The organism is Ruegeria sp. BA2 (assembly GCF_056539605.1).
Genome location: NZ_JBQFVE010000002.1, coordinates 284,166 through 307,674, shown reverse-complemented (window position 1 = coordinate 307,674; position 23,509 = coordinate 284,166). Strand labels below are relative to the sequence as shown.

Sequence of the window (23,509 nt, the reverse complement as noted above, 5' to 3'; positions counted from 1 at the left end):
TCACACCTGCAAAACGGAACTGACAAGAAGTTGGCTATAGGCATGCTGCGGGTCATCCAGCACCTGATCGGTCAGGCCTGCCTCGACCACGCGGCCCGATTTCATCACCATCAGCCGATCCGCCAGCAGGCGCACCACGGCCAGATCATGCGTGACGATGATCGCCGACAGGCTCATGTCGCGAACTAACCCGCGTAACAAGTCGAGCAACCGCGCCTGAACGGACACGTCCAGACCGCCCGTTGGCTCATCCATGAACACCAGCCGAGGACCGGTCACGAGGTTTCGTGCAATCTGCAGGCGCTGCTGCATCCCGCCCGAAAAAGTCGTCGGGCGATCATCCACACGGGAGGCATCGATCTCCACTCGTTGCAACCAATCCGTGGCCTTGCCGCGAATGTCGCCGTAGTGACGTTCCCCCACGGCCATCAGCCGTTCACCCACATTGCCCCCGGCACTGACACCCATGCGAAGACCGTCGCGGGCATGTTGGTGGACAAAGGCCCAATCGGTGCGGCTCAGCATCCGGCGTTCGGGCTCGGACATAGTCACGGTATCCTGCGGACCATTCGCGCGGGTGTCGAACACAACCTCTCCGGCATCCGGGGTCAGATGCCCGGCCATGCAGTTCAACAAAGTCGATTTGCCCGACCCGCTTTCGCCAACGATCCCCATGACCTCACCGGGATAGAGGTCGAATGACACATCGGCACAGCCAATATGTGGGCCATAGCGCTTTGTGATGCCCCGAACAGACAGCAAAGGTGTCATGCGGCGTCCTTTCCTTTGTGGCCCGCCGCCTGGCGCGCCTCGCAATAGTCGGTATCCGAGCAGACAAACATCCGCCCGCCCGCGTCGTCGATGATCACCTCGTCAAGATAGCTGTCCTCGGCTCCGCACAAGCTGCAAGCATGTTCGGCCTTGGACGCCTCAAACGGGTGATCCTCGAAATCCAGCGAGACAACCTGTGTATAAGGCGGCAATGCATAAATCCGTTGCTCACGCCCCGCTCCAAACAGCTGGATCGCAGCCATGTCACCCAATTTCGGGTTATCGAATTTCGGGATCGGCGACGGGTCCATCACATAGCGGCCCTCGACCTTCACGGGGTAGGCATAAGACGTCGCGATATGCCCGTGCCGACTGATGTCTTCGTACAGCTTCACATGCATCAGCCCGTATTCTTCAAGGCTGTGCATCTTACGGGTTTCGGTTTCTCGCGGCTCGAGAAAACGCAAGGGTTCGGGGATCGGGACCTGATAAACAAGGATTTGGCCCTCTTGCAATGGCTCCTCGGGAATCCGGTGGCGGGTCTGGATGACGGACGCCTCGCTGGTCGTCGTGGTCGTCTCCACCCCCGCAGTGCGCTCAAAGAAGGTGCGGATCGAGACCGCGTTTGTGGTATCGTCTGAGCCCTGATCGATCACTTTGAAGGTGTCATCCGGGGTTAACACAGCCGCCGAGACCTGCACACCGCCCGTACCCCAGCCATAGGGCATGGGCATTTCGCGCGAGGCAAATGGCACCTGATAGCCCGGAATTGCCAAACCTTTCAGGATTGCACGGCGTATCATCCGCTTGGTCTGCTCGTCCAGATAAGCAAAGTTATAGGCGTTCATTCCGCAGCCTCCTGCACCTGATCCGCGCCAGCCTCGCGGCGTAGTTTGCGCACCAGTTCCAATTCAGACTGGAAATCAACGTAGTGCGGTAGCTTGATATGCTCCAGGAAGCCCGTCGCCTGTATGTTGTCCGCATGATAGAGGACAAATTCGGCGTCCTGAGCAGGTGCGCCTACATTGTCCTCACCCAGTTCTTCCCAGCGCAATGCGCGATCCACCAAGGCCATCGAGATGGCTTTGCGTTCCGTCTGACCAAACACAAGCCCGTAACCTCGAGTAAATTGCGGTGGCTCGGTTTTCGATCCCGTGAACTGGTTGACCGTTTCGCATTCGGTCAAAACGATTTCACCAATTTCGATGGCAAAACCCAGTTCAGGGATCTCCATTTCAACCGGCACGGATCCGATCCGAAGTTCCCCGACAAAGGCATGATTTCGCGCGTACCCGCGCTGTGTGGAATAGGCCAGACCGAGGGTAAATCCCTCATCCGCGCGGGTCAGGGCTTGCAGGCGCAAGGCGCGATCGGCGGGCATCTCAAGCGGCTCACGGGTCAGATCGGGTGGCGGCGTATCGTCATGCGGTGCCTCCTCAATCAGACCTTCGCGATTGAGAAATCCCGTGACGTGGGGCACATCGCCCGGTTCCGCTTCGCGAACGGGGGCTTCGGGCACCTCACCATCGGCAGCCAGTTTGAAATCCAGCAAACGATGCGTGTAATCGAAGGTCGGCCCCAGTACCTGCCCGCCCGGCAAATCTTTGAAGGTTGCTGAAATGCGCCGGTCACAGACCATCGCGCCAGTATCAACAGGCTCTGACGCGCCAAAACGCGGCAAAGTGGTGCGATAGGCGCGGATCAGGAAGATCGCCTCGATCAGATCCCCGCGCGCCTGCTTGATCGCAAGCGCGGCCAGATCAGGATCAAATAGCGAACCTTCGGCCATGACCCGATTGACCGCGAGGCTCAGCTGTTCGCGGATTTGCGCAATACTCAGCTCGGCGACCGAGGTATCACCACGGCGTTCTTCGGCAAGCCACGCATGCGCATTTTCAATCGCACGCTCGCCGCCTTTTACTGCAACATACATCAGGACACCTCGGTCGTTCTTGGCAGAGCTGCCAGGCGGTTGCCATTCGTGAAGATGAAGTCGAGCCCCAGGGGAAATAGCATTCGATTCTGCTGAAACGCCTCAAGCTCGGGCAATGAAAGAGCGGCTTTTTCCCTGATGCCCGGACCCGCTAGGGTTGCCCCGGAAGCGGCGAGTTCAGAGCATTCCACGATCAACGTGGCAGAGCGATCCGGATATTCTGACGTCCCAATTGGGTATGTGCTCAGCGGCATTAAATCCGGCCACGCCCCAACCGCAAACATACAATGTGATGGGCCGGTCAACGGCGCGCCGGTGTGGAAGGCAAGCCAACTACGCACTGCGTCGCAATCCAAAACACCGGCCAGATAAACGGGCGTCTCAGTGTCGCAAAGCGTCAACAACACAGCCCCTGCCGTAGGTGACAACGGGGCAGGAGGAACTGCGCCGGAAATCTCTTGCACAGTGCCGGGACGCGCCATTGCTTCCATGACGCTGCGAAAGGCGTGGGCGGAATGGATTGCGGGATCGGTGAAACCGCCGGTCAGGGTTTCTGACAGCATCAATCCTCTCCTCTTACCATTGTGAAGAAATCGACCTTGGTGGCAGCGGCTTTGGCAGTGCGGGCGGTCTTTGCCCCGGTCAACTCGTCCTGCAGTGGGGCCAGCAACTTGGCGCGCAAATGATCCGCCGTATCTGTCTGCATCAGCGCATCAACCAGCGCGGCGGCTTCGGCGTCACCCTTGCGGCGACCCTGAATATAGGCATGCCCAACTTCACCCGATTCCAGCGTCAGAGCACAGCGCGTCACGGTCATTTCACCCAAATTGAACGGCGCACCGGTCCCACCTGCGCGGGCACGAACCATGGTGCTGCCGATCTCTGGCGCACGCAGCCATTTGAAATCGGGGCGGGTCATTGCCGCATCCAATAGGGCGGCAACGCGGCCTTCTGGCGCCTTGGCCAGTAGCCCCATCCAAGCCTTTCGCTCGGCGTTTTCATCAAAAGTGTCTTTCATCTCGACAACTTTTCCATATACTATACAACTATACATATCCTATCATATTTACCGATCCGCGACAGAGGAATTTTGTGAAACTTGCGTGACACTCCAACCAAAACTCCGATTTGGAAGGCCATCGCAGACGCCCTGCGCAGTGACCTAGCAGAAGCGCGCTATCGCCCCGGAGACAAAATTCCAACCGAGGCGGCGCTGGCCGAGCGGTTTGGCGTGAACCGCCACACGGTGCGCCATGGCATCTCGGCCCTTGTCGATGAAGGCTTGATCCGAACCCGCCGTGGTGCAGGTGCTTTTGTTGCAGCCACGCCCACCGATTACCCCATCGGCGCGCGGGTGCGGTTCCATGAAAACCTCATTGCTGCTGGCCGTCAGCCGGAAAAACAGGTGCTTAATGTTGAAGAACGCGCGGCGACTGAAGGCGAGGCCAGCGCTATGGCCCTGTCACCCGGCGATCAAATTTGTGCCTATCATGGCCTTTCTCTAGCGGACGGGCATCCCATCGCCGTGTTCGAAAGCATGTTTCCCCTGAAGCGGCTGCCCGGGATCAACGCCGCACTGCAAGATACCAGCAGCGTGACCGAGGCGTTAAGCAGGTCAGGTGTTACCGACTATACAAGGGCCTCAACCCGGCTGACTGCCACTCGGGCAACTGCCACTCAGGCGCTGCACTTGCAGGTTAAAGAAGGAGACCCGCTTCTCAGATCGTCAGGCGTGAATGTAGACGAACACGGCCAACCGGTCGAATTTGGCCGAACCTGGTTTGTTGGAGACCGAGTAACGCTGACGCTTGAAAGCTAAGGCTCGTATTTCTCTAAAAACGCCTCGGCAGCCAGCGTACGGAAATCATCGAGCGCTGCGCGCAGCCTGTCATGCGACCAGTCCCACCACGCCAGCGCGATCAACCGTTCCGCAAGGTCGCGCGGCTGGCGTAGGCGGAGGGGATTGGCTGGGACGCCCGCGACAATTGTGTAGGGGTCTACATCTTTGGTCACCACTGCGCCCGCAGCCACGACAGCCCCATCACCCAGCGTGACCTCGGGCTTGATCATCGCACTTGCACCGATCCAGGTATCGTTACCTATCGTTGCGATACGGGATTTACGGTGATCAAAAAACGCCTCATCCCGTTCTGCATCAACCCAGTAGTCGCTCGAGCGATACAGAAAATGATGGCAAGAGGCCGTATGTAGCGGATGATCCGTCGCACCAATTCGCGAAAAGGCGGCGATATTGGCGAACTTTCCGATCTGCGCATTGGCGATGTCAGCATACCGATCACAGTAGCTATAGTCGCCTAGTTCTGAATGCGCGACGCGGCTGCCTTTGCCGATCTCGACATAGGCCCCAAACCTGCAGTCGGTGATCTCACAATCCGGGTGAAGAAAGGGCTGTTCCGCCGCAAGCCGTGCCATCAGTCTTTCCGTCCGATAAGCTTGCCGCGCAACCAGCCCGAGAACCAGTCCATGAACATCACCATGATGATGATCAGGACGATGTAATAGGCGACCTCTTCCCAGTCTTTCTGGGTCTGGATCGCTTGCGTCAGCATCAGTCCGATGCCACCGCCAGTGATCGCGCCGATGATCGTTGCCGAACGGGTGTTGGATTCGAGGAAATAGAGAATCTGGGCAAGCAACACCGGAACGACCTGCGGAATTACACCAAACCGATAACGCTGCAGTGGTTTAGCCCCGGTTGAAGACACCCCTTCGATCTGCTTCTGATCTACATTCTCCAACGCTTCCGAGAAGATTTTGCCAAACGTACCCGTATCTGTGATCAAGATCGCCAGGGCGCCTGTCAGCGGTCCGGGCCCGAATGCCCGCGCCAGCACCACCGTCCAGATCAATGCGTCTACGCCGCGCACAAAGTCGAACAGACGGCGGGTTGCAGCGCGAAGCAACATAACAGGTGAAAAGCGTTTGGCTGCAAGAAAGGCCAAAGGCAGCGCGATCATCGCAGCGCCCATCGTACCCAGAAATGCCATCAGAATTGTCTCACCAATCGCCCAGGCCACATCCTTGTGCCGCCACATCGCATTGTTCCACCAATCCGAGATTGCGCCTGCGATGTTCGAACGGGTTGCATCAATCTGCGCACCAAACAAGATTTCCCCAAATCCATGACCGTAATAAGGGCTGTCGAGCGTGAACCAGAACAGCTCCCATCCGGGGAAATAGTTGAACACTTCGGATCGGGCACCGGTCAGAGTGATCCGACCTTCAGGCGTGGTGATCGCGACACGCCGATCTGAGGCAGATATCCAATTGGGCAGGTCTGTGGGCAAATTGGTGGTCAAGCGCCGCCCTTCTGCCTGCACCTCGATCAACGGGAAGTCGGGAACTTGAACCTCGGTCCGGCTGTCCGACAGAAAGCGCACGACATGGTTGTGGCCCAGATCGATAGTGATCACCTCATCACCGGACACCCAATCAGGGCGCTCCCCTTCGGGATAAGTGCCTTTGCGCTCACCCTCGACAGCATAGGTTACCTCGCCAGATCGATTGTCGCGCGTGACGTGCACCTTGTGTGACCAACTGTCCGAAGCAAGTGTAACTGCATTTTCAAGATTGGCACGCTGCGCCAGCCCCGGCAGATCAAATGCAAAGAAGATGTAGGTTAGATACAGCAGGATCACGGCGGGAATGCCAAATCCGATCATTCGTTTGCGCTGAAAGCGCCGTTCAGCTTCAAGCTTGGCCCCGTCGAGCCCGAAGTTCAATTCAATTGCAGTCATTGGCCCTGCCCCTCGGTCAGACGGTTGCGGAAGCGGCTGGACACCTGATCAAAGAATACGATCGTGCTGAACAGCAGGATGAAGATCGCGCCCGCCTCGTCAAAGCGCCCGGGTCCCCAAGCCATAGCGTTGCGCAGTTCGTATCCCAAACCGCCTGCGCCGACGAAACCGAGGATGGCAGAAGCCCGGATATTGATCTCAAAGCGCAGCAGTGCATAGCTGATATAGTTTGGTGCCACTTGTGGAAGGATGCCCAGCATCATCTGTTTTGACCAAGTCGCCCCGGTCGAAGCTAACCCCTCAACGGGCTTCAGATCAGCGTTTTCAGACACTTCCGAGAACATCTTGCCAAGCGCTCCAGCGGTGTGGATTGAGATGGCGATCATCGCCGGAACTGGCCCGCCGCCGAGGACAAAAATCAGAACAAGCGCGATGACGATTTCCGGCACGGCGCGCATGATATCCGAAATACGCCGGAACACAGGGATCAAACGAGGCCATTTCGCCAGCCCGCGGGTGCCAAGGAGCGACAGAAACAAGCCGCCGATCGCTCCGATCAATGTGGAAACGGCAGCGATATTCACGGTTTCGACCAGCGCCGGGAAATACTTCAGCATCAGGCTAGGCAGATCGGCCCGCTTTTCCCAAGCCTCCGAGAGGACATCACTTGGGTAGTCGAACACACGGTGGATACCGTCCCAGAAACCACCCGCATTTCGTGCGTCGGCAATGTTGAAGCCTGACACCATCAACACGCAAAAAATCATCAGCGTCAGACCTCCATAGAGCCTGCGCCTTTGCACCTGCGCCATGTAGCTGGCTTGAATGTTCTCAACGCTATACGGCGCGCTGCTGAGTGAGATGTCTGACATTCCGCCCCCGGATAAACAAAATCCGGCAGCCCGAACGGGCTACCGGAAACGTTCTGAATTTGGTTTAGCCGCCGATCTTGGCTTTGCGGGCCTCGACGATCGAGATGTAGGTGTCATGAGTCACAGGCTGCGCGCCCAGATTGTCACCCGCAAACACACCATACGAACACTCGGGATCGTTTTCGTACAGGTTGTCGATCAGCTCGGTCATGGTTGCCTTTACTTCAGCAGGCAGAGCCTTGCGCAGAACAACCGGACCCTCTGGAATAACTTCGGATTTCCAGATCTGCACCAGATCATTCATGTCGACCAGGCCGGCATCCACGGCTTTGCGCAGAGCACCTGAGTTGTAGCCATCTTCCCAGTTGCCCTGACCATCGGCCCAGGTCACACCACCGTCAATGTCGCCATTGTTCACGGCAACAATGGTTTGCTCGTGCCCGCCGGTAAATTTCACTTCACCGAAATACTCGCCAGACTCCATGGTGATGCCATCTTTGTACTGAGGAATCTCGATCGAAGGGATCAAATAGCCCGAGGTTGAGTTCGGATCGCCGAACCCGAAGACTTTGCCTTCCATGTCGTCCAGCGAGGTGACACCGCTGTCTTTGCGCGCAAAGCCGATGGAATGATACCCGATCGAGCCGTCAACGTTGACTTTGACCAAAACGGGTTCAACCGCTTCGGGGTCTTGCAGATAGGTCGCGGCGTACGAGGACGCACCAAGCCAGGACATGTCAAGCGATCCGCCCAGCAGACCCTGAATGACGCCGTTGTAATCGGCTGGGGTAAAGATTTTGACCGGAACACCCAGTGCTTCCGAGGCATAGTCAGCCAAACACTGATAACTATTCACGCGGTCCTGTGCGTTTTCTCCGCCAAGCAGGCCGATGCGAAATTCGGTGATTTCTTCGGCCAAAGCGGTGGTGCTCAGGGCTGTTGAGGCGGCAAGCGCCAGTGCGAGGGTCTTTTTCATCATTCTCTCCGTTCGGTTAGATGAAGGTGGCCCGCGACAGACGCGGGTGGAAACTGGCTCAGACGTAGGCTTCCGCTTCGCGGACCTCTGGCCTGTCCAGTGTTTCGATCTCGGTCGAGGTCGCGGCCTCGGAAAAATCCGCGCCTGCACCGTAGATGTCGCGCGCAACGCCCGTGGTCAGCTGTGCAGGCGTGCCGTCAAACACGATCCGGCCATCACGCATTCCGATGACCCGGTCGCAATAGCGGCGTGCGGTGTCCAGCGTATGCAGATTGGCAATGACCATGCGACCGTCTTCTTCGTGAATGGCCCGCAGCGACTGCATCACAACCTGCGCATTCATTGGGTCAAGCGAGGCGATAGGCTCATCCGCAAGAATGATCTTTGGGTCTTGCATCAGCGCGCGCGCGATCGCGACACGTTGCTGCTGACCACCCGATAAGGCCTCGGCCCGCTTGGGCGCCTGTTCGGCGATCCCCAGCCGGTCCAGAATTTCAATCGCCTGATGTATGTCCGAGCGCGGGTTCAGATTGAACATGGTCGAAAAGGTTGAGCGCCTGTTCAGCGTTCCATGCAAAACGTTCGATACAACATCCATGCGCGGTACAAGGTTGAACTGCTGGAAGATCATCGCACAGCGCGATTGCCATTCTCGTTTGGCAGCGCCTTTCAGAGCGGTAATCTCTTGGTCTTCGAAGGTGATCGTGCCTGTCGTTGCATCGCTCAGGCGATTGACCATGCGTAGAAGCGTAGATTTACCTGCGCCGGAACGGCCGATAATCCCGATCATGCTTGGTTTGTCGACATTGATGTTCGCCGAATCCACGGCCCGCTTGTCGCCAAACTGTTTGGTCAGCTTCTCAATTCTCAGCATATCGCCCCCATCGTTGCGAGGCGGATAGAAGGTCAAAACAAAAGCTGCGTGACGCTTTTGAATCGGTTCCTTTACATTTGAACGAAAGATTTGTGACAGACCCGGTGGTTGCCTGTTTCTCTGGCAGGCGGTTGATCTCGCCGAGTTTCGGTCAAATTTTATCCACAGGGCGTCATAAAACTGTTGCGCTTAGTCAGAGAAAGGAGCGGCCTTCCCCAATGACCCGACATCTTTTGTGCCTACTACTTATCTGCTTTGCGGTGCCCTCAATCACGCGGGCCCAAATGTCGGATGTCAGTTGTGATGACAGCAAACGCATGGCCCAGACGTTGAAGCAAGTTTTAGGAGCCGAACGCCAAGGCATGGGCCTGCGCGATCCCGAAACGATGCTGGAAGTTTGGGTCAAACGCACAAGCGGCGATTGGATGATCGTCCAGAACTACGCCAATGGCACCTCATGCATTGTAGCGATGGGTGAGCATTGGCAGGGTGAAGTGCCAGACCCAGCCTAGACGATTGGAGCGCGGTTCGCGCGAACAGCGGATGCGCAACCTGAAATTCGGTTGCGCCCTTTAATTGTTAGCTTACTTAGATCAATCCAGCAGACCGCGTTCGGTCAACACTTTGCGCGCGACACGGAAACATTCTAGCGACTGCGGAACCCCACAATAGATACCGACTACGTGGATGATCGATTGGATTTCTTCTTTGCTAACGCCATTATTCAGGGCACCGTTGCAATGAATCTCCCACTCATGCATTTTGCCAAGCGCCCCGATCATGGCCAGGTTCATCATCGAGCGCGTTTTGGGATCTATCGTGTCATCCCCCCAGCCGAAGCCCCAGCACCAGGCGGTCATAGCTTCTTGGAATGGACGGGTGAAATCATCCGCAGCGGCCAGATTTTTCTCAACATACTCATCGCCAAGCGTTGATTTCCGTTGTCTCAGGCCTGTTTCAAACAGATTGTCGTCCATTTATTTCTCCCTAGATGATACAACCGACTTACACGTTGGTCGGTCCTTTTTCGATGTACTACAACGCAACCCCCCTTTCCTAACGGGTTGAGGGAACGCTCAACTCATGCTTCGGATATTACTCGACGGCCTCACGCATCCACTGCTGGAGCTTGGCGACAGAATGCTCGCTCATCACGCCGCAGGCCGGATCCAACACCAAGGGGCCGGGCTTGTATCCCTTGGACTTCAGGCCGCGATGCACGGATTCTACCAACCGGATATCCTCGGCCACCGTGGTTTCTCGATCCTGCACGGCAAGGCCCCGGATCACGTCGCTTTCATGGCCGCCTTCGGTGTACCAGCCACGCCAGACGGTACAGGTGTCCACAGAACTTGCCCGCCAGTGATAGGTATTCAGCACATTGCCGGGATAGCATTGAAACGAGAACATAGGCCACAGGAACCAACTTTGATAGTCGCCCGCGTGTTTGTTGCTTTCCAGATCGACCGGATATGTCATCTTGTCGAGGCTTTGGCATTCGGTCGTGTGACGCAGCACATAGCCGCCGCTCGCATCAGGCTGAATGTCATAGGTTTCCGGCTTGATAACGCCTTCGGCAAAGGTCGGATGATTTGTTGGGCAATGGTAGCATTCTGAATAGTTCTCGATCGATACCTTCCAATTACATTTTTCAGGAATCTCGACCCATTCCAGAGGCGCCAGTTCGTTGATGTTGGGCACGAACTCTGACAGCTCGTCCCGAACACCTGGATACCATTCATCCATCGGGACCGCGTCATTGTCGAGATTGACAAAAATGAACCCTAGGAAATCTTCGGTCCGCACTTCAGTCAGGCAGATTTTTTCGCGGTCAAATCCAAGCACGCTTTTGATATTCGGACCGGCACGCAGACCACCGGTCAGCTCATAGGTCCATTGATGATATGGGCAGACCACAACGCGCGTATTGCCAGTTCCGGTCACCATCTCATGCGCGCGATGCTGACACACATTGTAGAAAGTCCGAATAATGTTGTCGCGCCCGCGAATGGCAAAGAGGTTTTGACCGGCGATCTCGAAGGCAAAATAGTCACCTACGTTTGGAATATCCGCCGCATGACCTGCGTATTGCCAGGTTCTAAACAACAGGCCGTTCATCTCTTTGTCGAAGATGTCAGGATCGGTGTAATATCTGGCCTCCAGCGAATGGGTCAGAGGGGCATTCATCTTAGTTCCTCCCGATTCAAGCCAAGCTGATGATTCAGGCAAAAAGATCGCTTCAGGATTCGTAACATCCGTACGGGTCAGAACACCATCCGAAACATCTGTACCGCGCATCGCTTACCTCGGTATGTACATTTGTGCCATTACTTGTTGACTTTGGTACATATGTAGCAATAGGAAGTCCACAGAAATCCATGTCTCGGGAACAGGAAACTTGCGATGTCTAAGAAGGAACTGCCCGCACGCGCAAAGGTCGTCATTGTCGGCGGAGGCGTCATGGGCTGCGGCCTGGCCTATCACCTGGCCCATGAAGGCTGGGGTGAAGACACAGTGCTGCTGGAAAAGGCAGAACTAACCTCAGGTTCCACTTGGCATGCGGCGGGTCAGATAACCCATTCCACCAGTTCATATGGGCTGGGCAAAATGGTCGACTATAATATTGGCCTTTATTCCAAGACACTTGAGGAAGAAACCGGTCAGGCGGTCACTTGGCACGGCTGCGGCTCATTCCGATTGGCCTATACCGAGGATGAGATGGACTGGCTGCGCCACACATTATCAGTTGGCCGCGCGCTGGGGTTCAACATCGAGCTGGTAGGGCCTGATTTCATTGCAGAAAAGCACCCTTACTATAATCTCGACGGTGTCATTGGCGCGCTTTACACGCCAGATGACGGCCACGTCGACCCTTCGAACGTGACAATGGCCATGGCCGCTGGTGCACGACAGAATGGGGTGAGGATTTTTCGCCACTGCCGCGCGACGAATATCACCCAGAATGATGCTGGGGAATGGGTGGTGGAAACCGAGCAAGGTATCATCACCTGCGAACACGTGGTTAACGCCGGTGGCACATATGCCCGTCAGATGGGCGAATGGTCGAACCTGCAGTTGCCCATGACCTCAATGACCCATCACTACTTCGTCACCGAAGACGTGCCGGAGTTCAAAGACCTGAAGACCGAACTACCGGTCATCCGCGATGACAAGATGGTTTCGGGCTATATCCGCATGGAGCAAAAGAAGGGCCTGATCGGGATCTACGAAAAAGAGAACTCGAACTCCGTCTGGCACGATGAATGCCCATGGGAGTACGAAAACTGGCTGTTCGAGGCAGATTATGACCGTGTCATGCCATGGTTGGAAAACTCGTTGGAACGGATGCCGATCTTTGCGGAACTGGGCATCACCCGCGAGGTCCATGGCGCGATCAGCCATCCGCCAGATGGTAACCCGATGGTCGGCCCCGCGCCGGGCGTCAAGAATTACTGGTGCTGCTGCGGTACGCAGATCGGCATCGGTTGGGGCCCCGGCCTGACCCGTGAGCTGGCCAAATGGATAGTGCACGGTGCTGCCGACATCAACATGCGCGACTATGATCCGCGCCGCTTTGGCAGCTATGCCAAGAAAGACTGGCAAGTCATCAAGGCGCACGAGGATTACAAGCTGCGGCACGAGATCCCCTTTCCGCATTTCAACCGCCTTGCAGGGCGTCCGATCAAACCCTCGCCGCTTTATGAGATCCTCAAACAAAAGGGCGCGGTCTATGAAGAGGTTTTCGGCCACGAACGCCCCCGCTGGTTCGCGCGCAATGGTGTTGAACAGCGTGACCACTATTCCTTCCGCCGAAATGAGGTTTTCGACATGGTGGCGCTGGAATGCCAGGCCGTTCGCGAACGGGTCGGCATCATGGACGTGACCGCGTTCACCAAGGTCGAAGTATCAGGCCCAGATGCCTATGCCTATCTTGACAGGCTGACGGCCAACAAGATGCCACAGAAAGATGGCTCGATTACCTTGACCCACTTTCTGAACCGCCGAGGCCGTATCGAGCTTGAGACGACCATCGTTCGCATAGCGGAAGACCGCTATTATCTGGTCTGCGCGGTGTTCTTTGAACAGCGCCTTGTCGATCACTTGAACCAGAACCTCGAGGGAGAGACCGTCTTTGTAAAAACGCTCTCTGAAGATTGGTCGGCTTTGTCCCTGAACGGGCCAAAATCCCGCGAGGTGCTGGCCAGATGCACCGACGCAGACCTGTCCAACGCCGGGTTCCGCTGGCTGTCGGCTCAGGAAATCACCATTGCGGGGCACAAGGTCTGGGCCTTCCGCATGTCCTATGCGGGCGAACTGGGCTGGGAATTCCACATGCCGGATGAAGCCTGTGTTGACGTCTACAACGCACTATGGGCTGCCGGTGAAGAACATGGCATCGAGAACTACGGCTCGTTTGCGATGAACAGCTTGCGCATGGAAAAAGCCTTCCCCGGAGCGGGCGAGTTGACCAATGAGGTCACGTTACCCGAGGCCAATGTGGGCCGGTTCTACAAGCTGGATAAAGAGTATCTGGGTGTCGAAGCAACGCGTGCTAGCGCCGCTCAGGCTGAAGCGGGCGAGATGCCATGGATATGCGCTTATCTGGAAATCGAACCGGATGGGCTCGAAGATGGTCATGGCGGTGAGGCTATTCGGATCAATGGGGAGGTCGTTGGCGCCACCGCTTCGGTCGCCTATGGCCACAGCGTCGGCAAAATCCTTGCATTTGCCTTCGTCAAGCCAAAGGTGAATATTCCAGGCACCGAGGTCGAGGTTATTGTCGCAGGTGTACCGCGCAAGGGGCGTATCCTCGACGAAGCGGCCTATGATCCGAAATCCGAACGCCCACGCACGGATGCTGTTCATGAATTGGCGTGATCTGAAAACCAGAGCATCGGCAATCGCGGAAGCGCTATGGTGACACCATGAAGATAACCCGCATCCGTGTGTTCAAGACCCCCCTGCCCTATGTCGGCGGATCATACGGCTGGGGCGCGGGTAACGCGATCACAACGTCGATGTCATCGGTTGTGGTGATCGATACGGATGCAGGCCTGCAAGGATGCGGCGAGTTTGCCCCTTGCGGCGAGAACTATATGATCGCCCACTCCGAAGGGGTCGAGGCCTTTGCTCGCCTCGCCGCCCCGTATTTGCTGGGGGAAGATCCCCGCCAGCTGTCCAAGATCGAACGATTGATGGATGGCACGGTCCAAGGTCACGGCTACGCCAAAGCGCCCTTTGATGCGGCATGCTGGGACATTCTGGGGCAGTCCACCGGACAACCTGTTTGGATGCTGATGGGCGGCAAACTCACCGATGGTGCGCCGATGTACCGGGTTGTGCCGCAAAAGCCTGTCCTGGAAGAAACCAAAGCCGAGATGGAGCAGCACCGCGCAGCGGGATACCGGCAGTTCCAGATCAAGGTAGGTGGAGACTGGGTGACCGATATCGACCGTATCCGCGAAGGCGTGCCCCTGCTGCAGCCCGGTGAAAAGGCGATGGCAGATGCCAATCAGGGTTGGCGCGTTGACAATGCCATCCGTGTGGCCCGCGCAACCCGCGATCTGGACTATATCCTCGAACAACCCTGCCACAGTTATCACGAGTGCCAGCAGGTGCGTCGCTTAGCCGAGCAACCGATGAAGCTGGATGAATGTGTGACCGGGATCGAAATGGCCCGGCGCATCGTGAATGATCGGGGTGCCGAAATTTGTTGCTTGAAGATTTCGAACCTTGGCGGCCTGTCCAAAGCTCGCCGGGTGCGTGATTTTCTGATTGATCACGGTATACCGGTTGTCTCCGAGGACACATGGGGTGGGCAGATCACCACTGCTGCGGTGGCTCATTTTGCGGCCTCGACACCCCAAGAGATGTTGATCAACTCGACCGATCTGATGAACTACAATACTCGAAACACTGGGATTGGCGGCCCTACAGTGCGTCACGGCAAGCTCTATGCCACAGATACTCCGGGGCTTGGGGTGACACCGGACTTTGACAGCCTTGGCCCACCTGTCGCAACCTACGAATCCTGCGCCTGATGGAAACCCCCTCATGAAGATTACTCGCATCACCGCCTGGGAAGTCCCGCTGACCTCGCATGACACCTATTACATGGCCGAGGGCAAGACCTGCGATACGACGGTTTCAGTGGTTGTCCGTCTGGAGACCGATACCGGCGCATCGGGCTGGGGAGAGGTTTGTCCGATCCCACATTACCTGCCCGCCTATGCCAAGGGCGTGGTTCCGGCGCTTGAAGAAATGGCATCTGTTCTTATCGGCGCTAACCCCGTTGGCCCCGAAGCCCTGATGGAGCGCCTCAACAAGCATCTGAACGGGCATGGCTACGCCAAATCAGCCATTGATACAGCGCTTTGGGACCTAACCGCACAGGCAGCGGGTCTGCCGCTATATGCATTGCTCGGCGGACGGGCGGTCGCGGATATGCCGCTCTATCACTCGATCACCTGTATCGCACCGGAGGAAATGGCACGCATGGCGCGCGATGCCTTTAATCAGGGTATGCGACAGTTTCAGGTGAAGCTGGGTGCAGATGACAACTGGGAAGCCGACGTTGCTCGTTTGATTCAGGTGCGCGAGGCCGTTGGAAATGGCCCGTTGGTTTATGGAGACTGGAATTGCGGGTCAGATACGTTGACCGCCACACGAGTTGGCCGCGCTGTCTCGCATCTGGACATAATGCTGGAACAACCTTGCGCCACGATCGAGGAATGCGCCCATGTACGAGCAGCCACGGGTCTGCCCATGAAGCTGGACGAAAGTGCCTGTGACATTCATTCGGTACTGGCAGGACACCGCGCTGGCTGCATGGATGCTGCTGCGCTGAAACTGTCGAAGATGGGCGGCCTTTCAGCGATGCGCCAAATCCGCGATCTCTGCCTTTCACTAGGCACGCAGATGTGCATCGAGGACACTTGGGGCAGCGATGTTACGACGGCCGCCTCGCTGCATCTTGCAGCCTCAACCCCGGCGCGCGGCATCATGAATACTTGCGATCTGTCCCACTATGTTGGGCCGCGCCTCGATGCGAATGCCCCCAGCCGCCGCAACGGTCGCATTGCCCCACCCGAAGGCCCGGGCCTTGGTGTCACTCCTGATGCCGACGCCTTGGGCCAACCCGCCACCATCATCGATTGATCCAAACCCCGCACGCCAAGAGGCCTGTTATGGAAGACTTCAGCAACGCCTACCCCTCACATAATCCCGAGTGGGTCAAAGACATGCACGCGGACCATTACCTGCAAAGCTGGTCCAAACAGGGCAGCCGCCCGCGCGTCATAGCTGGCGCTCAGGGCAGTTGGTTCTGGGACAGCGATGGCAAGCGTTACCTCGATTTCCAGTCCCAATTGGTGAACGCCAATATGGGTCATCAGCACCCCAAGATCGTACAAGCGATCAAGGATCAGGCGGACAAGCTTTGCTATATCGGACCGGCCATGGGCTCGGATGTGCGCTCAGAACTGGCGGCAATCATGACCGAGATCACGCCCGCCAACATCTCATCAACCTTTTTTACAACCGGAGGGTCCGCCGCCAACGAAACCGCGATCCGTTTGGCGCGGCATTACACCGGTCGGACAAAGATCATCGCCCGCTACCGTTCCTATCACGGAGCAACCGGTGGCACGCTGTCGCTTACTGGCGACCCGCGCCACCATCTGACCCGCGCCGATATGCCGGGCGTCGTTCGGATGCTTGACCCTTATGTCTATCGCCTGCCAACAGGCCACAAAGACCCCGCCCATTGCCCGGTCGCACAAGGTGGGCCGCATCTTGAAGAAATCCTGATGTATGAAAACCCCAACACCGTGGCCGCAGTTATTCTGGAACCTATTGTTGGTACCAACGGGATCATCGTGCCTCCGGACGGATATTTGCAGTCGATCAAGGCAACCTGCGAGAAATACGGCATCCTGTTGATCGCGGATGAGGTCATGGCCGGGTTTGGCCGGACCGGGAAATGGTTCGCCGTGGATCACTGGGGCGTGCAGCCAGATATCATAACCTCAGCCAAGGGCATCAACTCGGGTTACGTGCCGCTTGGCGCCATGTCCGTCAGTACCGAGCTGCATGACTGGCTGCGCGACACCCCGCTGCCCGGGGGGCTGACCTATGCCGGCCATCCGCTGGCCTGCGCATCTGGCGTTGGCGCGATCCGCGCCATGCAAGAAGAGGGCACGCTAGCCCATGCCACCGCGATGGGAGAAAAGTTGCGCGCAGAGCTGCACAATTTGGCCGAGAAACACCCCTCGATCGGGGATATTCGCGGCAAGGGCATGTTCAACGGCATCGAACTGGTCAAGAACCGCGATTCTCGTGAACCGCTGGTGCCGTTTGCCGCCAAAGGTGCGGACGCTAAGCCCATGAGTGACATGATGAGCTTTGCAATGAACGAAGGGCTTTACCTATCGTTCTATTCAAACGTGATCCGCCTGACGCCGCCGCTGAACATCAGCGAAGACGACCTGATGACAGGATTGGAGATATTGGACCGCACGCTCTATATCGCCGACCGTGAGTGCACCTGAGCGATGATCAGTTTGACCAAGATGTGTAGGCACGATTGGTCTACGCATTGCGCGATATCAGAGGCGTAGCCTGCAGGTTTCAAACGCCGCCAAGGTGGCGGCCTTTTCGGCCTCGGACAATTCCAGCATGGGATGGCGCACGCGCCCCCCGACCTGACCCAAAAGGTCCTGCCAGTATTTTCCATGCGCGGTGGGCTTGCCACCAGGCTTGGTCGATCTGATCGCTGAGCGAACCGGATCAAGACTGTCGCGCACCTTGCGGGCTTGATCAAACTTACCCGCAAAGGCCAGTTCGGTATATTCGTTCATACGTTGATCGTTCTTGGTCTGAATCTGGTATGGCGGTGAAGAGCATAGGTACAGCTGCCAACCTAGTTCTTCGATATTGTCCAGCCAATCATCTTCAAGCGAGGTCGATACCAGTATCTTATCTCCTGCCATCCGCGTCAAACGGGCATACATCTCGCGTGGGACTGAATATTTGATCGCCATGATGTTTGGCAATCCCGCGATCCGGGCGCAGGTTTCCGGCTGCATCAAGTAACCGCTATCGGGATGGCTCCACATTGCGATTCCAATATCCAAGCGGTCACAGAGGTATTTGTAATAATTATACAAAACCTCATCCCGATCATGGCAAAAGCTCAACATGGGCGCATGGACTACAACATAATCGGCACCACAATTCTGCGCGTGGCGACCAAGCTCTAGAACGGTGCTGACGCTTTGGTCCGAGATCGACATGATTGTACCGGCGTGGCCCGCACATTCTTCGACCGCTATCGTCATATTGCGCTTGCGCTCATCCAGCGACATGGACCAGAACTCACCCTGTTTGCCAGCGATAAACAGGCCCTTTATCCCAAGATCATCTATCCAATGGCGAATGTTGCTGCGCAGGCCTTCCTCGTTCATCGATCCGTCATCGTTGAACGGATTCAACGCGGCAGCCCAGATCCCGCGCATCGTTTCGCGCGCATAGGCTTTTGCTTCGTGCTTTTTGTATTGCATCAGGTTGCCTCAGCAGTCGGTTTGCCCTGAAAAGACCTTAAGGCTTTTCAAATGCCAATCGATTTGGGCTTATATAGCTATCCCAATATTCTATATCGGAGCCCCTTGAGTTCTGTATATGGAATACATCAAAACAGGAGTGGTGATGAAGATCGGGATAATAGGTGACGGGGCAATCGCCCATTATGTGCGCGCGCATTTAAGCTCGGTCCATGTCGCTCTGGTGCGTCGAAAGATATCCAGCGACAACAGCCATCTCCGCGTTACAGAAGCTTCAAGCATCCCTGCAGATATTGATTTGATGATCGACTGTGCGGGACATGCTGCATTGGCTCAACACGGGCCAGACATTCTGCGACGAGGGATTGATCTGGTCACCGTTTCGCTGGGCGCGTTGGCTGATGATCAGCTCTATGCCACCCTCGAATCCTCAGCGAAGAGCGGTGGCAGCCAATTGCATTTGGCCAGCGGTGCCATCGGTGCCTTGGATTGCTTACGTGCTGCGCAGGTTGGCGGACTGGAATCAGTGACCTATACCGGGCGTAAACCTCCACAAGGTTGGATCGGTTCGCCGGCCGAAAATTGCTTGGATTTGAGTGCAATGACATCAGCGGCGGTCCATTTCGCAGGCAATGCCCATGATGCGGCAATCACTTATCCTAAAAATGCGAATGTGGCAGCAGCGGTAGCATTGGCAGGAATTGGATTTGAGCAGACCAGGGTACAGTTGATCGCTGATCCCTCGGTAACCGCAAACATACATGAGGTATCGGCGTTTGGTTCATTTGGATCGTTTTCATTCAGGGTCGAAGGGCGTGCCTTACCAGACAATCCCAAAAGCTCGGCCCTTGCCGCCATGAGCGTAGTCGCCGCGATCCAGCGCTTGCAGTCTCCGATCACCGGATAAGGAATGGACAATGGGCGCGAAACACACCCGCATTCTCGACCGAGCGCTTTCGCGGCTTAAACTGCGACAGTTGCGCCTGCTGATCGCAGTGGGCGAGCAAGGCAGCATTCAGAATGCAGCCCGCGATCTTGGGATCTCGCAACCGGCCGCAACAAAGATGATTCAAGACCTGGAAGTCGATTTTGAAGTCAAGCTCTTTGAGCGCAACAACCGGGGCGTTATCCCAACGGTTTATGGTGAAACTCTGATCCGGCACGGCAAGCTCATATTAGCACAGGTCTCAAGCGCGGCGCAGGAGTTGGACGATCTGAACGAGGGTAATGCGGGGCGGATCGTCATCGGAACTCTGCTGGCTGCATCAACCAATCTGCTGCCAATGGCTGTCGAACGACTATTGATTGAACGCCCAAATGTTACCGTAAAGATTGTTGAGGGCACCAACCAAGCTTTGATGCCCGCGTTGGCATCTGGTGAGATCGATATGGTGCTTGGACGTCTGCCCAGTTTTCGCCACCGCGCCAAGACTGAGCAACTGAAGCTATACGATGAGCGTGTGATTGCCGTTGTCGGCCCGCACCATCCCTTGAATGAGGTTGCTAGCGTCGTTTTCGAAGACATGATGGAATTCGGCTGGATTTTGCCCCCGGCTGAGACAACCCTGAGGCGGCAGGCCGATCAGTTTTTCTTAAAAACCGGGCAGACCAATCCCGCTGTCTCGATTGAATCAGTGTCTTATCTTGCAAACCGATCGCTGCTGCGAGCGCATAACTTCATCGGCCTCATGCCGGCGCATGTCGCTGCGCTCGACATCGAACGGAACCTATTGGCGCAATTGAATTGGGCGCCACCTTTCGGATCAGGGCCAGTGGGTGTGACTCACCGGGGCGAAGACTCGCTTTCGCCAGCCAGCGCGGCGTTTCTTGCAATTCTCAAGTCGGTGGCGCGCACGATCAACGCCTGACACAACAGGGCCTCCGCTTGAGGCAGCGGTATCATATTTCCCAATACCTGCTTTCCCATATATCAGTTGAACGTTGGCGCTGATCCTGCCCCTATTCGACCCGTACTGTACTAAAGGCGTATGCATATGTATCCCGATCTCAACCTGTATATCGACGGCAAATGGCGCAAAGCATCCCGCGATATTTCAGTGGTTAATCCGGCAACTGAGGAAGAGCTGGGAAGGCTTCCATGCGCCAGCCAAAACGATCTGCAGGATGCGCTGGCCGCAGCCGAGAAAGGTTTGAAGATTTGGCGTCAAACCTCGCCCCGGGATCGATCCGACCTTATTCTCAAGGCGGCATCATTGATGCGAGACCGACAAGAGGAAATCGCCCAGACAATTACGGCAGAGCATGGCAAACCCCTATCCCAAGCTCGGCTTGAGGTTATACGTGGCTCTGAATTTTTTGAATGGGACGCTGGTGAGGCAATGCGAACATACGGCCGCGTAATTCCAGCCGCGCATGGTTCTAAGCTGTCGGTCCATCATCAGCCTATTGGTGTCGTCGCTGCATTCTCGCCGTGGAATTTCCCGATGAGCCAACCCGCACGAAAAGTCGCAGGCGCCCTTGCATCCGGATGTTCGGTCATCCTCAAAGCTGCCGAAGAGACCCCTGGCGGTGCCGTTCACATCGTTCGTGCATTCGAGGATGCGGGGCTGCCAGCAGGGGTCTTGAACCTTGTCTTTGGTGTGCCTTCCGAAATTTCAGAATTCCTAATCCCGCAGCCTTCTGTGAAACTTGTTGCATTAACCGGATCAACCACGGTGGGCCGTCATCTGACCGGGATCGCCGCGCAACATGACACGCGAGTGCTTATGGAGTTGGGCGGGCATGCACCGGTCATAGTTTGCGAGGACGTGGACGTCGAAAAAGCGGCTGACAGCGGTGCGATCCGAAAAATGCGCAATACGGGCCAAGTCTGCACGTCCCCGACCCGTTTCTTTGTGCACGAAAGTATTTTTGAGGAATTCAAGACGAAGTTCGTTGAAAGCGCGGCAGCGACCGTTGTCGGCAACGGCATCGAGGATGGTGTCGAAATGGGGCCGACCGCCAATGATCGCCGAATACCCGTGTTAACGGCTTTGGTCGAAGATGCTGTTGCAAAGGGGGCTCAGCTTTTGACCGGCGGTTCTCGTCTTGGTGACAAGGGGTATTTTTTCCAGCCGACAGTTCTGGCCAATGTGCCCAAATCCGCAAGGATCATGCAGGAAGAGCCGTTTGGTCCCATTGCAGTCTTGAACCCGGTCGCCAATCTGGACGAAGCGATTGCAGAGACGAATTCCGTACCTTATGGCCTTGCAGGCTATGGCATGACCAATCGGGCCGACTATATCGACCGGATGATCGACGAGGTCGAGGTTGGCAATTTTTCGATCAACACACTTGAGGCTTCGCTGCCCGAAACACCTTTCGGGGGCGTGAAATCAAGCGGCTACGGGCGCGAAGGCGGCACCGAAGGGTTGCACAACTATCTGACGACGAAGAACGTCTGGCACACGCGCGAGATTGTTTGACGGACGCATCGACACTGCTCAGCAGCCCGCCTTATGTCGATGGTCCGATCGCTGATCGCGACTATGATGCAGATTGGTTCTGAGACGCATTGGAAGACAGAATGATATGCGCGTGCATCTCTGGTAGCAAAGAGTGCAAAATACCTGTGTAGCATAACAAGCGCCTGTACCAACGTCGAAATCAGATCAAGATCATGCTCAGTAGAAAAAAAGACTAGGGACGTGAGGCGACCTGATACGACAGATGCACAAAGGTCTTCCCCTTGGCCATAACACTCGCTGCAACCGCCATCTGTTGGTGGTGTGAACTGATCCTAAAACACGTGAAATCCGCTGTTGGGCATATGGCACCATTCAGTAAGCAGTTGGGCGATCTGGAATATAGGATCATCTTCCTCCTCGTCCTCGCTACGCATAACCGCGCTCCAAGGGACTGAGATACCATTCTTTGTAACGCGACTTCCGACAATTCTGCCTTCGTTTAGTGCGGATTGAATAGCCCAGCTTGAAAGGACGCTTGTGCCTAGATCCGAAGCAACAAGTTCTACAATCGCTTCGGGCAATTCAACTGTAGCGGCCCATTTGGGATAGCTGTCGGTCGGTCGGAACAGCAACGCAAACTCACGATCCGGTTCGGGGATCTTGGTATAGGTGATGAACGGCTCGCCAACGATATCCGTGCCCTCTACATATTCACGATCCGCTAACCGGTGGGTCGGTGGCATGATATATAGCAGCGGGTCCTCAAACAGCTTCATGCTGCTGATCCCAGCTTGCGCAATTGTCCCCGACATGACCGCAATATCAAGATGACGGTTGAGCAAACCATGCAACGGATCACTGCGTGCACCGGCCATGATTTGTATGTCGATCCCTTCGGTGCGCGACTTCACGAATTTGATGAAGGACGGCAACCAGCGATAGTTGCTGTAAGCCTCGACCGAAAGGCGAACAACGTGCTGAACATTGGCGTTCATCCGCCTCACATCATCTTCGGCGCGGCTCAGGTCGGTCAAAATGCGCTCAGCGACCAATGCCATGTAATCGGCAGCCGGGGTTCTGCGCAGCTTCTTATGCATTCGCGTGAACAGCGGAACATCAAGCCTGCGCTCAGCTTCGCGCAGGCGATGTGACAACGCCGAGGGCGTCACGCCCAATTTCTTGGCAGCGTCTGTGATCCTGCCGGTTTCAATGATGGCTTGTATGAGTTGAAGATGGCGTAGGTCGAGCAGTGGTTTCATGATTTCTAGGCTGAATAGGATTCACGAAACAGAAAAAACTTCGAAATTGAAATTCAGTCAATATGAATGTGATATCGCGCAAGGTTTTGACTTGGAGGA

At 56.2% G+C, this 23,509-nt stretch carries 23 protein-coding genes; 9 read left to right on the top strand and 14 right to left on the bottom strand.

The window, feature by feature from the left end:
- From phnK to phnG, 5 genes are read right to left on the bottom strand one after another with little or no spacing between them, the layout of a single operon-like run.
- Positions 1-771, bottom strand: a complete 771-nt coding sequence (gene phnK / locus ACR0NN_RS06055; protein WP_170723257.1) for a phosphonate C-P lyase system protein PhnK — start codon at positions 769-771, stop codon at positions 1-3.
- Positions 768-1,619 carry an alpha-D-ribose 1-methylphosphonate 5-phosphate C-P-lyase PhnJ gene (locus ACR0NN_RS06050; RefSeq protein ID WP_170723256.1) on the bottom strand — a complete coding sequence of 284 codons (852 nt, stop codon included), beginning with the start codon at positions 1,617-1,619 and terminating at the stop codon, positions 768-770. The genes phnK and ACR0NN_RS06050 overlap by 4 nt, the downstream gene beginning before the upstream one ends.
- Complete coding sequence (locus ACR0NN_RS06045) at positions 1,616-2,704, bottom strand: carbon-phosphorus lyase complex subunit PhnI (RefSeq protein WP_170723255.1); 1,089 nt, start codon at positions 2,702-2,704, stop codon at positions 1,616-1,618. The genes ACR0NN_RS06050 and ACR0NN_RS06045 overlap by 4 nt, the downstream gene beginning before the upstream one ends.
- Complete coding sequence (gene phnH, locus ACR0NN_RS06040; protein ID WP_170723254.1) at positions 2,704-3,267, bottom strand: phosphonate C-P lyase system protein PhnH; 564 nt, start codon at positions 3,265-3,267, stop codon at positions 2,704-2,706. Before phnH ends, ACR0NN_RS06045 begins: the two co-directional genes overlap by 1 nt.
- A complete protein-coding gene (gene phnG, locus ACR0NN_RS06035) occupies positions 3,267-3,722 on the bottom strand; it encodes a phosphonate C-P lyase system protein PhnG (protein ID WP_170723253.1) in 456 nt (151 codons plus the stop codon). The genes phnH and phnG overlap by 1 nt, the downstream gene beginning before the upstream one ends.
- 81 nt (positions 3,723-3,803) lie before the next feature.
- Here phnG and phnF point away from each other — a divergent pair, with 81 nt between their 5' ends.
- Positions 3,804-4,523 (top strand): phosphonate metabolism transcriptional regulator PhnF, encoded by a 720-nt coding sequence (phnF, locus tag ACR0NN_RS06030; RefSeq protein WP_170723252.1) that lies wholly within the window; start codon positions 3,804-3,806, stop codon positions 4,521-4,523.
- On the opposite strand, the gene ACR0NN_RS06025 is transcribed toward phnF, so the two are convergent.
- The 5 genes from ACR0NN_RS06025 to phnC form a co-directional block, all read right to left on the bottom strand.
- Positions 4,520-5,137, bottom strand: a complete 618-nt coding sequence (locus ACR0NN_RS06025) for a DapH/DapD/GlmU-related protein (protein WP_170723251.1) — start codon at positions 5,135-5,137, stop codon at positions 4,520-4,522. The two genes, phnF and ACR0NN_RS06025, sit on opposite strands and share 4 nt — an antisense overlap.
- Positions 5,137-6,462, bottom strand: a complete 1,326-nt coding sequence (phnE, locus tag ACR0NN_RS06020; protein ID WP_170723250.1) for a phosphonate ABC transporter, permease protein PhnE — start codon at positions 6,460-6,462, stop codon at positions 5,137-5,139. The genes ACR0NN_RS06025 and phnE (ACR0NN_RS06020) overlap by 1 nt, the downstream gene beginning before the upstream one ends.
- The gene (gene phnE / locus ACR0NN_RS06015) at positions 6,459-7,334 is read right to left on the bottom strand and encodes a phosphonate ABC transporter, permease protein PhnE (RefSeq protein ID WP_170723249.1); all 876 of its coding nucleotides are present in this window, start codon (positions 7,332-7,334) and stop codon (positions 6,459-6,461) included. Before phnE (ACR0NN_RS06015) ends, phnE (ACR0NN_RS06020) begins: the two co-directional genes overlap by 4 nt.
- Before the next feature lie 64 nt (positions 7,335-7,398).
- Positions 7,399-8,310, bottom strand: coding sequence for a phosphonate ABC transporter substrate-binding protein (gene phnD / locus ACR0NN_RS06010; RefSeq protein ID WP_170723248.1), 912 nt, complete (start codon positions 8,308-8,310; stop codon positions 7,399-7,401).
- Between the two features lie 58 nt (positions 8,311-8,368).
- Positions 8,369-9,184 carry a phosphonate ABC transporter ATP-binding protein gene (gene phnC / locus ACR0NN_RS06005; protein WP_170723247.1) on the bottom strand — a complete coding sequence of 272 codons (816 nt, stop codon included), beginning with the start codon at positions 9,182-9,184 and terminating at the stop codon, positions 8,369-8,371.
- Positions 9,185-9,402: 218 nt separating this feature from the next.
- Here phnC and ACR0NN_RS06000 point away from each other — a divergent pair, with 218 nt between their 5' ends.
- Positions 9,403-9,696: a hypothetical protein gene (locus tag ACR0NN_RS06000; protein ID WP_170723246.1), complete on the top strand. Its 294-nt coding sequence runs from the start codon at positions 9,403-9,405 to the stop codon at positions 9,694-9,696.
- A gap of 81 nt (positions 9,697-9,777) precedes the next feature.
- On the opposite strand, the gene ACR0NN_RS05995 is transcribed toward ACR0NN_RS06000, so the two are convergent.
- Both ACR0NN_RS05995 and ACR0NN_RS05990 read right to left on the bottom strand, forming a co-directional pair.
- Positions 9,778-10,161, bottom strand: a complete 384-nt coding sequence (locus ACR0NN_RS05995; protein ID WP_170685539.1) for a carboxymuconolactone decarboxylase family protein — start codon at positions 10,159-10,161, stop codon at positions 9,778-9,780.
- A gap of 118 nt (positions 10,162-10,279) precedes the next feature.
- A complete protein-coding gene (locus ACR0NN_RS05990) occupies positions 10,280-11,371 on the bottom strand; it encodes an aromatic ring-hydroxylating oxygenase subunit alpha (protein WP_170723245.1) in 1,092 nt (363 codons plus the stop codon).
- A gap of 216 nt (positions 11,372-11,587) precedes the next feature.
- Between ACR0NN_RS05990 and ACR0NN_RS05985 the strand changes: the two genes are divergently transcribed.
- From ACR0NN_RS05985 to ACR0NN_RS05970, 4 genes are read left to right on the top strand one after another with little or no spacing between them, the layout of a single operon-like run.
- Positions 11,588-14,062, top strand: a complete 2,475-nt coding sequence (locus ACR0NN_RS05985; protein WP_170723244.1) for an FAD-dependent oxidoreductase — start codon at positions 11,588-11,590, stop codon at positions 14,060-14,062.
- 47 nt (positions 14,063-14,109) lie between these two features.
- The gene (locus ACR0NN_RS05980) at positions 14,110-15,225 is read left to right on the top strand and encodes a mandelate racemase/muconate lactonizing enzyme family protein (RefSeq protein WP_170723243.1); all 1,116 of its coding nucleotides are present in this window, start codon (positions 14,110-14,112) and stop codon (positions 15,223-15,225) included.
- A 13-nt stretch (positions 15,226-15,238) separates the two neighbouring features.
- Positions 15,239-16,342 carry a mandelate racemase/muconate lactonizing enzyme family protein gene (locus ACR0NN_RS05975; protein ID WP_170723242.1) on the top strand — a complete coding sequence of 368 codons (1,104 nt, stop codon included), beginning with the start codon at positions 15,239-15,241 and terminating at the stop codon, positions 16,340-16,342.
- A gap of 29 nt (positions 16,343-16,371) precedes the next feature.
- Positions 16,372-17,733 (top strand): aminotransferase class III-fold pyridoxal phosphate-dependent enzyme, encoded by a 1,362-nt coding sequence (locus tag ACR0NN_RS05970; protein WP_170723241.1) that lies wholly within the window; start codon positions 16,372-16,374, stop codon positions 17,731-17,733.
- Positions 17,734-17,790: 57 nt separating this feature from the next.
- On the opposite strand, the gene ACR0NN_RS05965 is transcribed toward ACR0NN_RS05970, so the two are convergent.
- A complete protein-coding gene (locus ACR0NN_RS05965) occupies positions 17,791-18,744 on the bottom strand; it encodes a dihydrodipicolinate synthase family protein (protein ID WP_170723240.1) in 954 nt (317 codons plus the stop codon).
- A 145-nt stretch (positions 18,745-18,889) separates the two neighbouring features.
- On the opposite strand from ACR0NN_RS05965, the gene ACR0NN_RS05960 reads away from it, so the two are divergent.
- From ACR0NN_RS05960 to ACR0NN_RS05950, 3 genes are all read left to right on the top strand, one after another.
- A complete protein-coding gene (locus ACR0NN_RS05960) occupies positions 18,890-19,651 on the top strand; it encodes an aspartate dehydrogenase (protein ID WP_480684107.1) in 762 nt (253 codons plus the stop codon).
- 10 nt (positions 19,652-19,661) lie between these two features.
- Positions 19,662-20,612, top strand: coding sequence for a LysR family transcriptional regulator (locus ACR0NN_RS05955; RefSeq protein ID WP_170723238.1), 951 nt, complete (start codon positions 19,662-19,664; stop codon positions 20,610-20,612).
- Between the two features lie 126 nt (positions 20,613-20,738).
- On the top strand, positions 20,739-22,169 hold the full coding sequence (locus tag ACR0NN_RS05950) for an NAD-dependent succinate-semialdehyde dehydrogenase (RefSeq protein WP_480684105.1): 1,431 nt from the start codon (positions 20,739-20,741) through the stop codon (positions 22,167-22,169).
- A gap of 314 nt (positions 22,170-22,483) precedes the next feature.
- Here ACR0NN_RS05950 and ACR0NN_RS05945 read toward each other — a convergent pair whose 3' ends face one another.
- Entirely contained in the window at positions 22,484-23,410 is a 927-nt protein-coding gene (locus tag ACR0NN_RS05945) for a LysR family transcriptional regulator (protein ID WP_170723236.1), read from the bottom strand.
- Between the last annotated feature and the right edge of the window lie 99 nt (positions 23,411-23,509).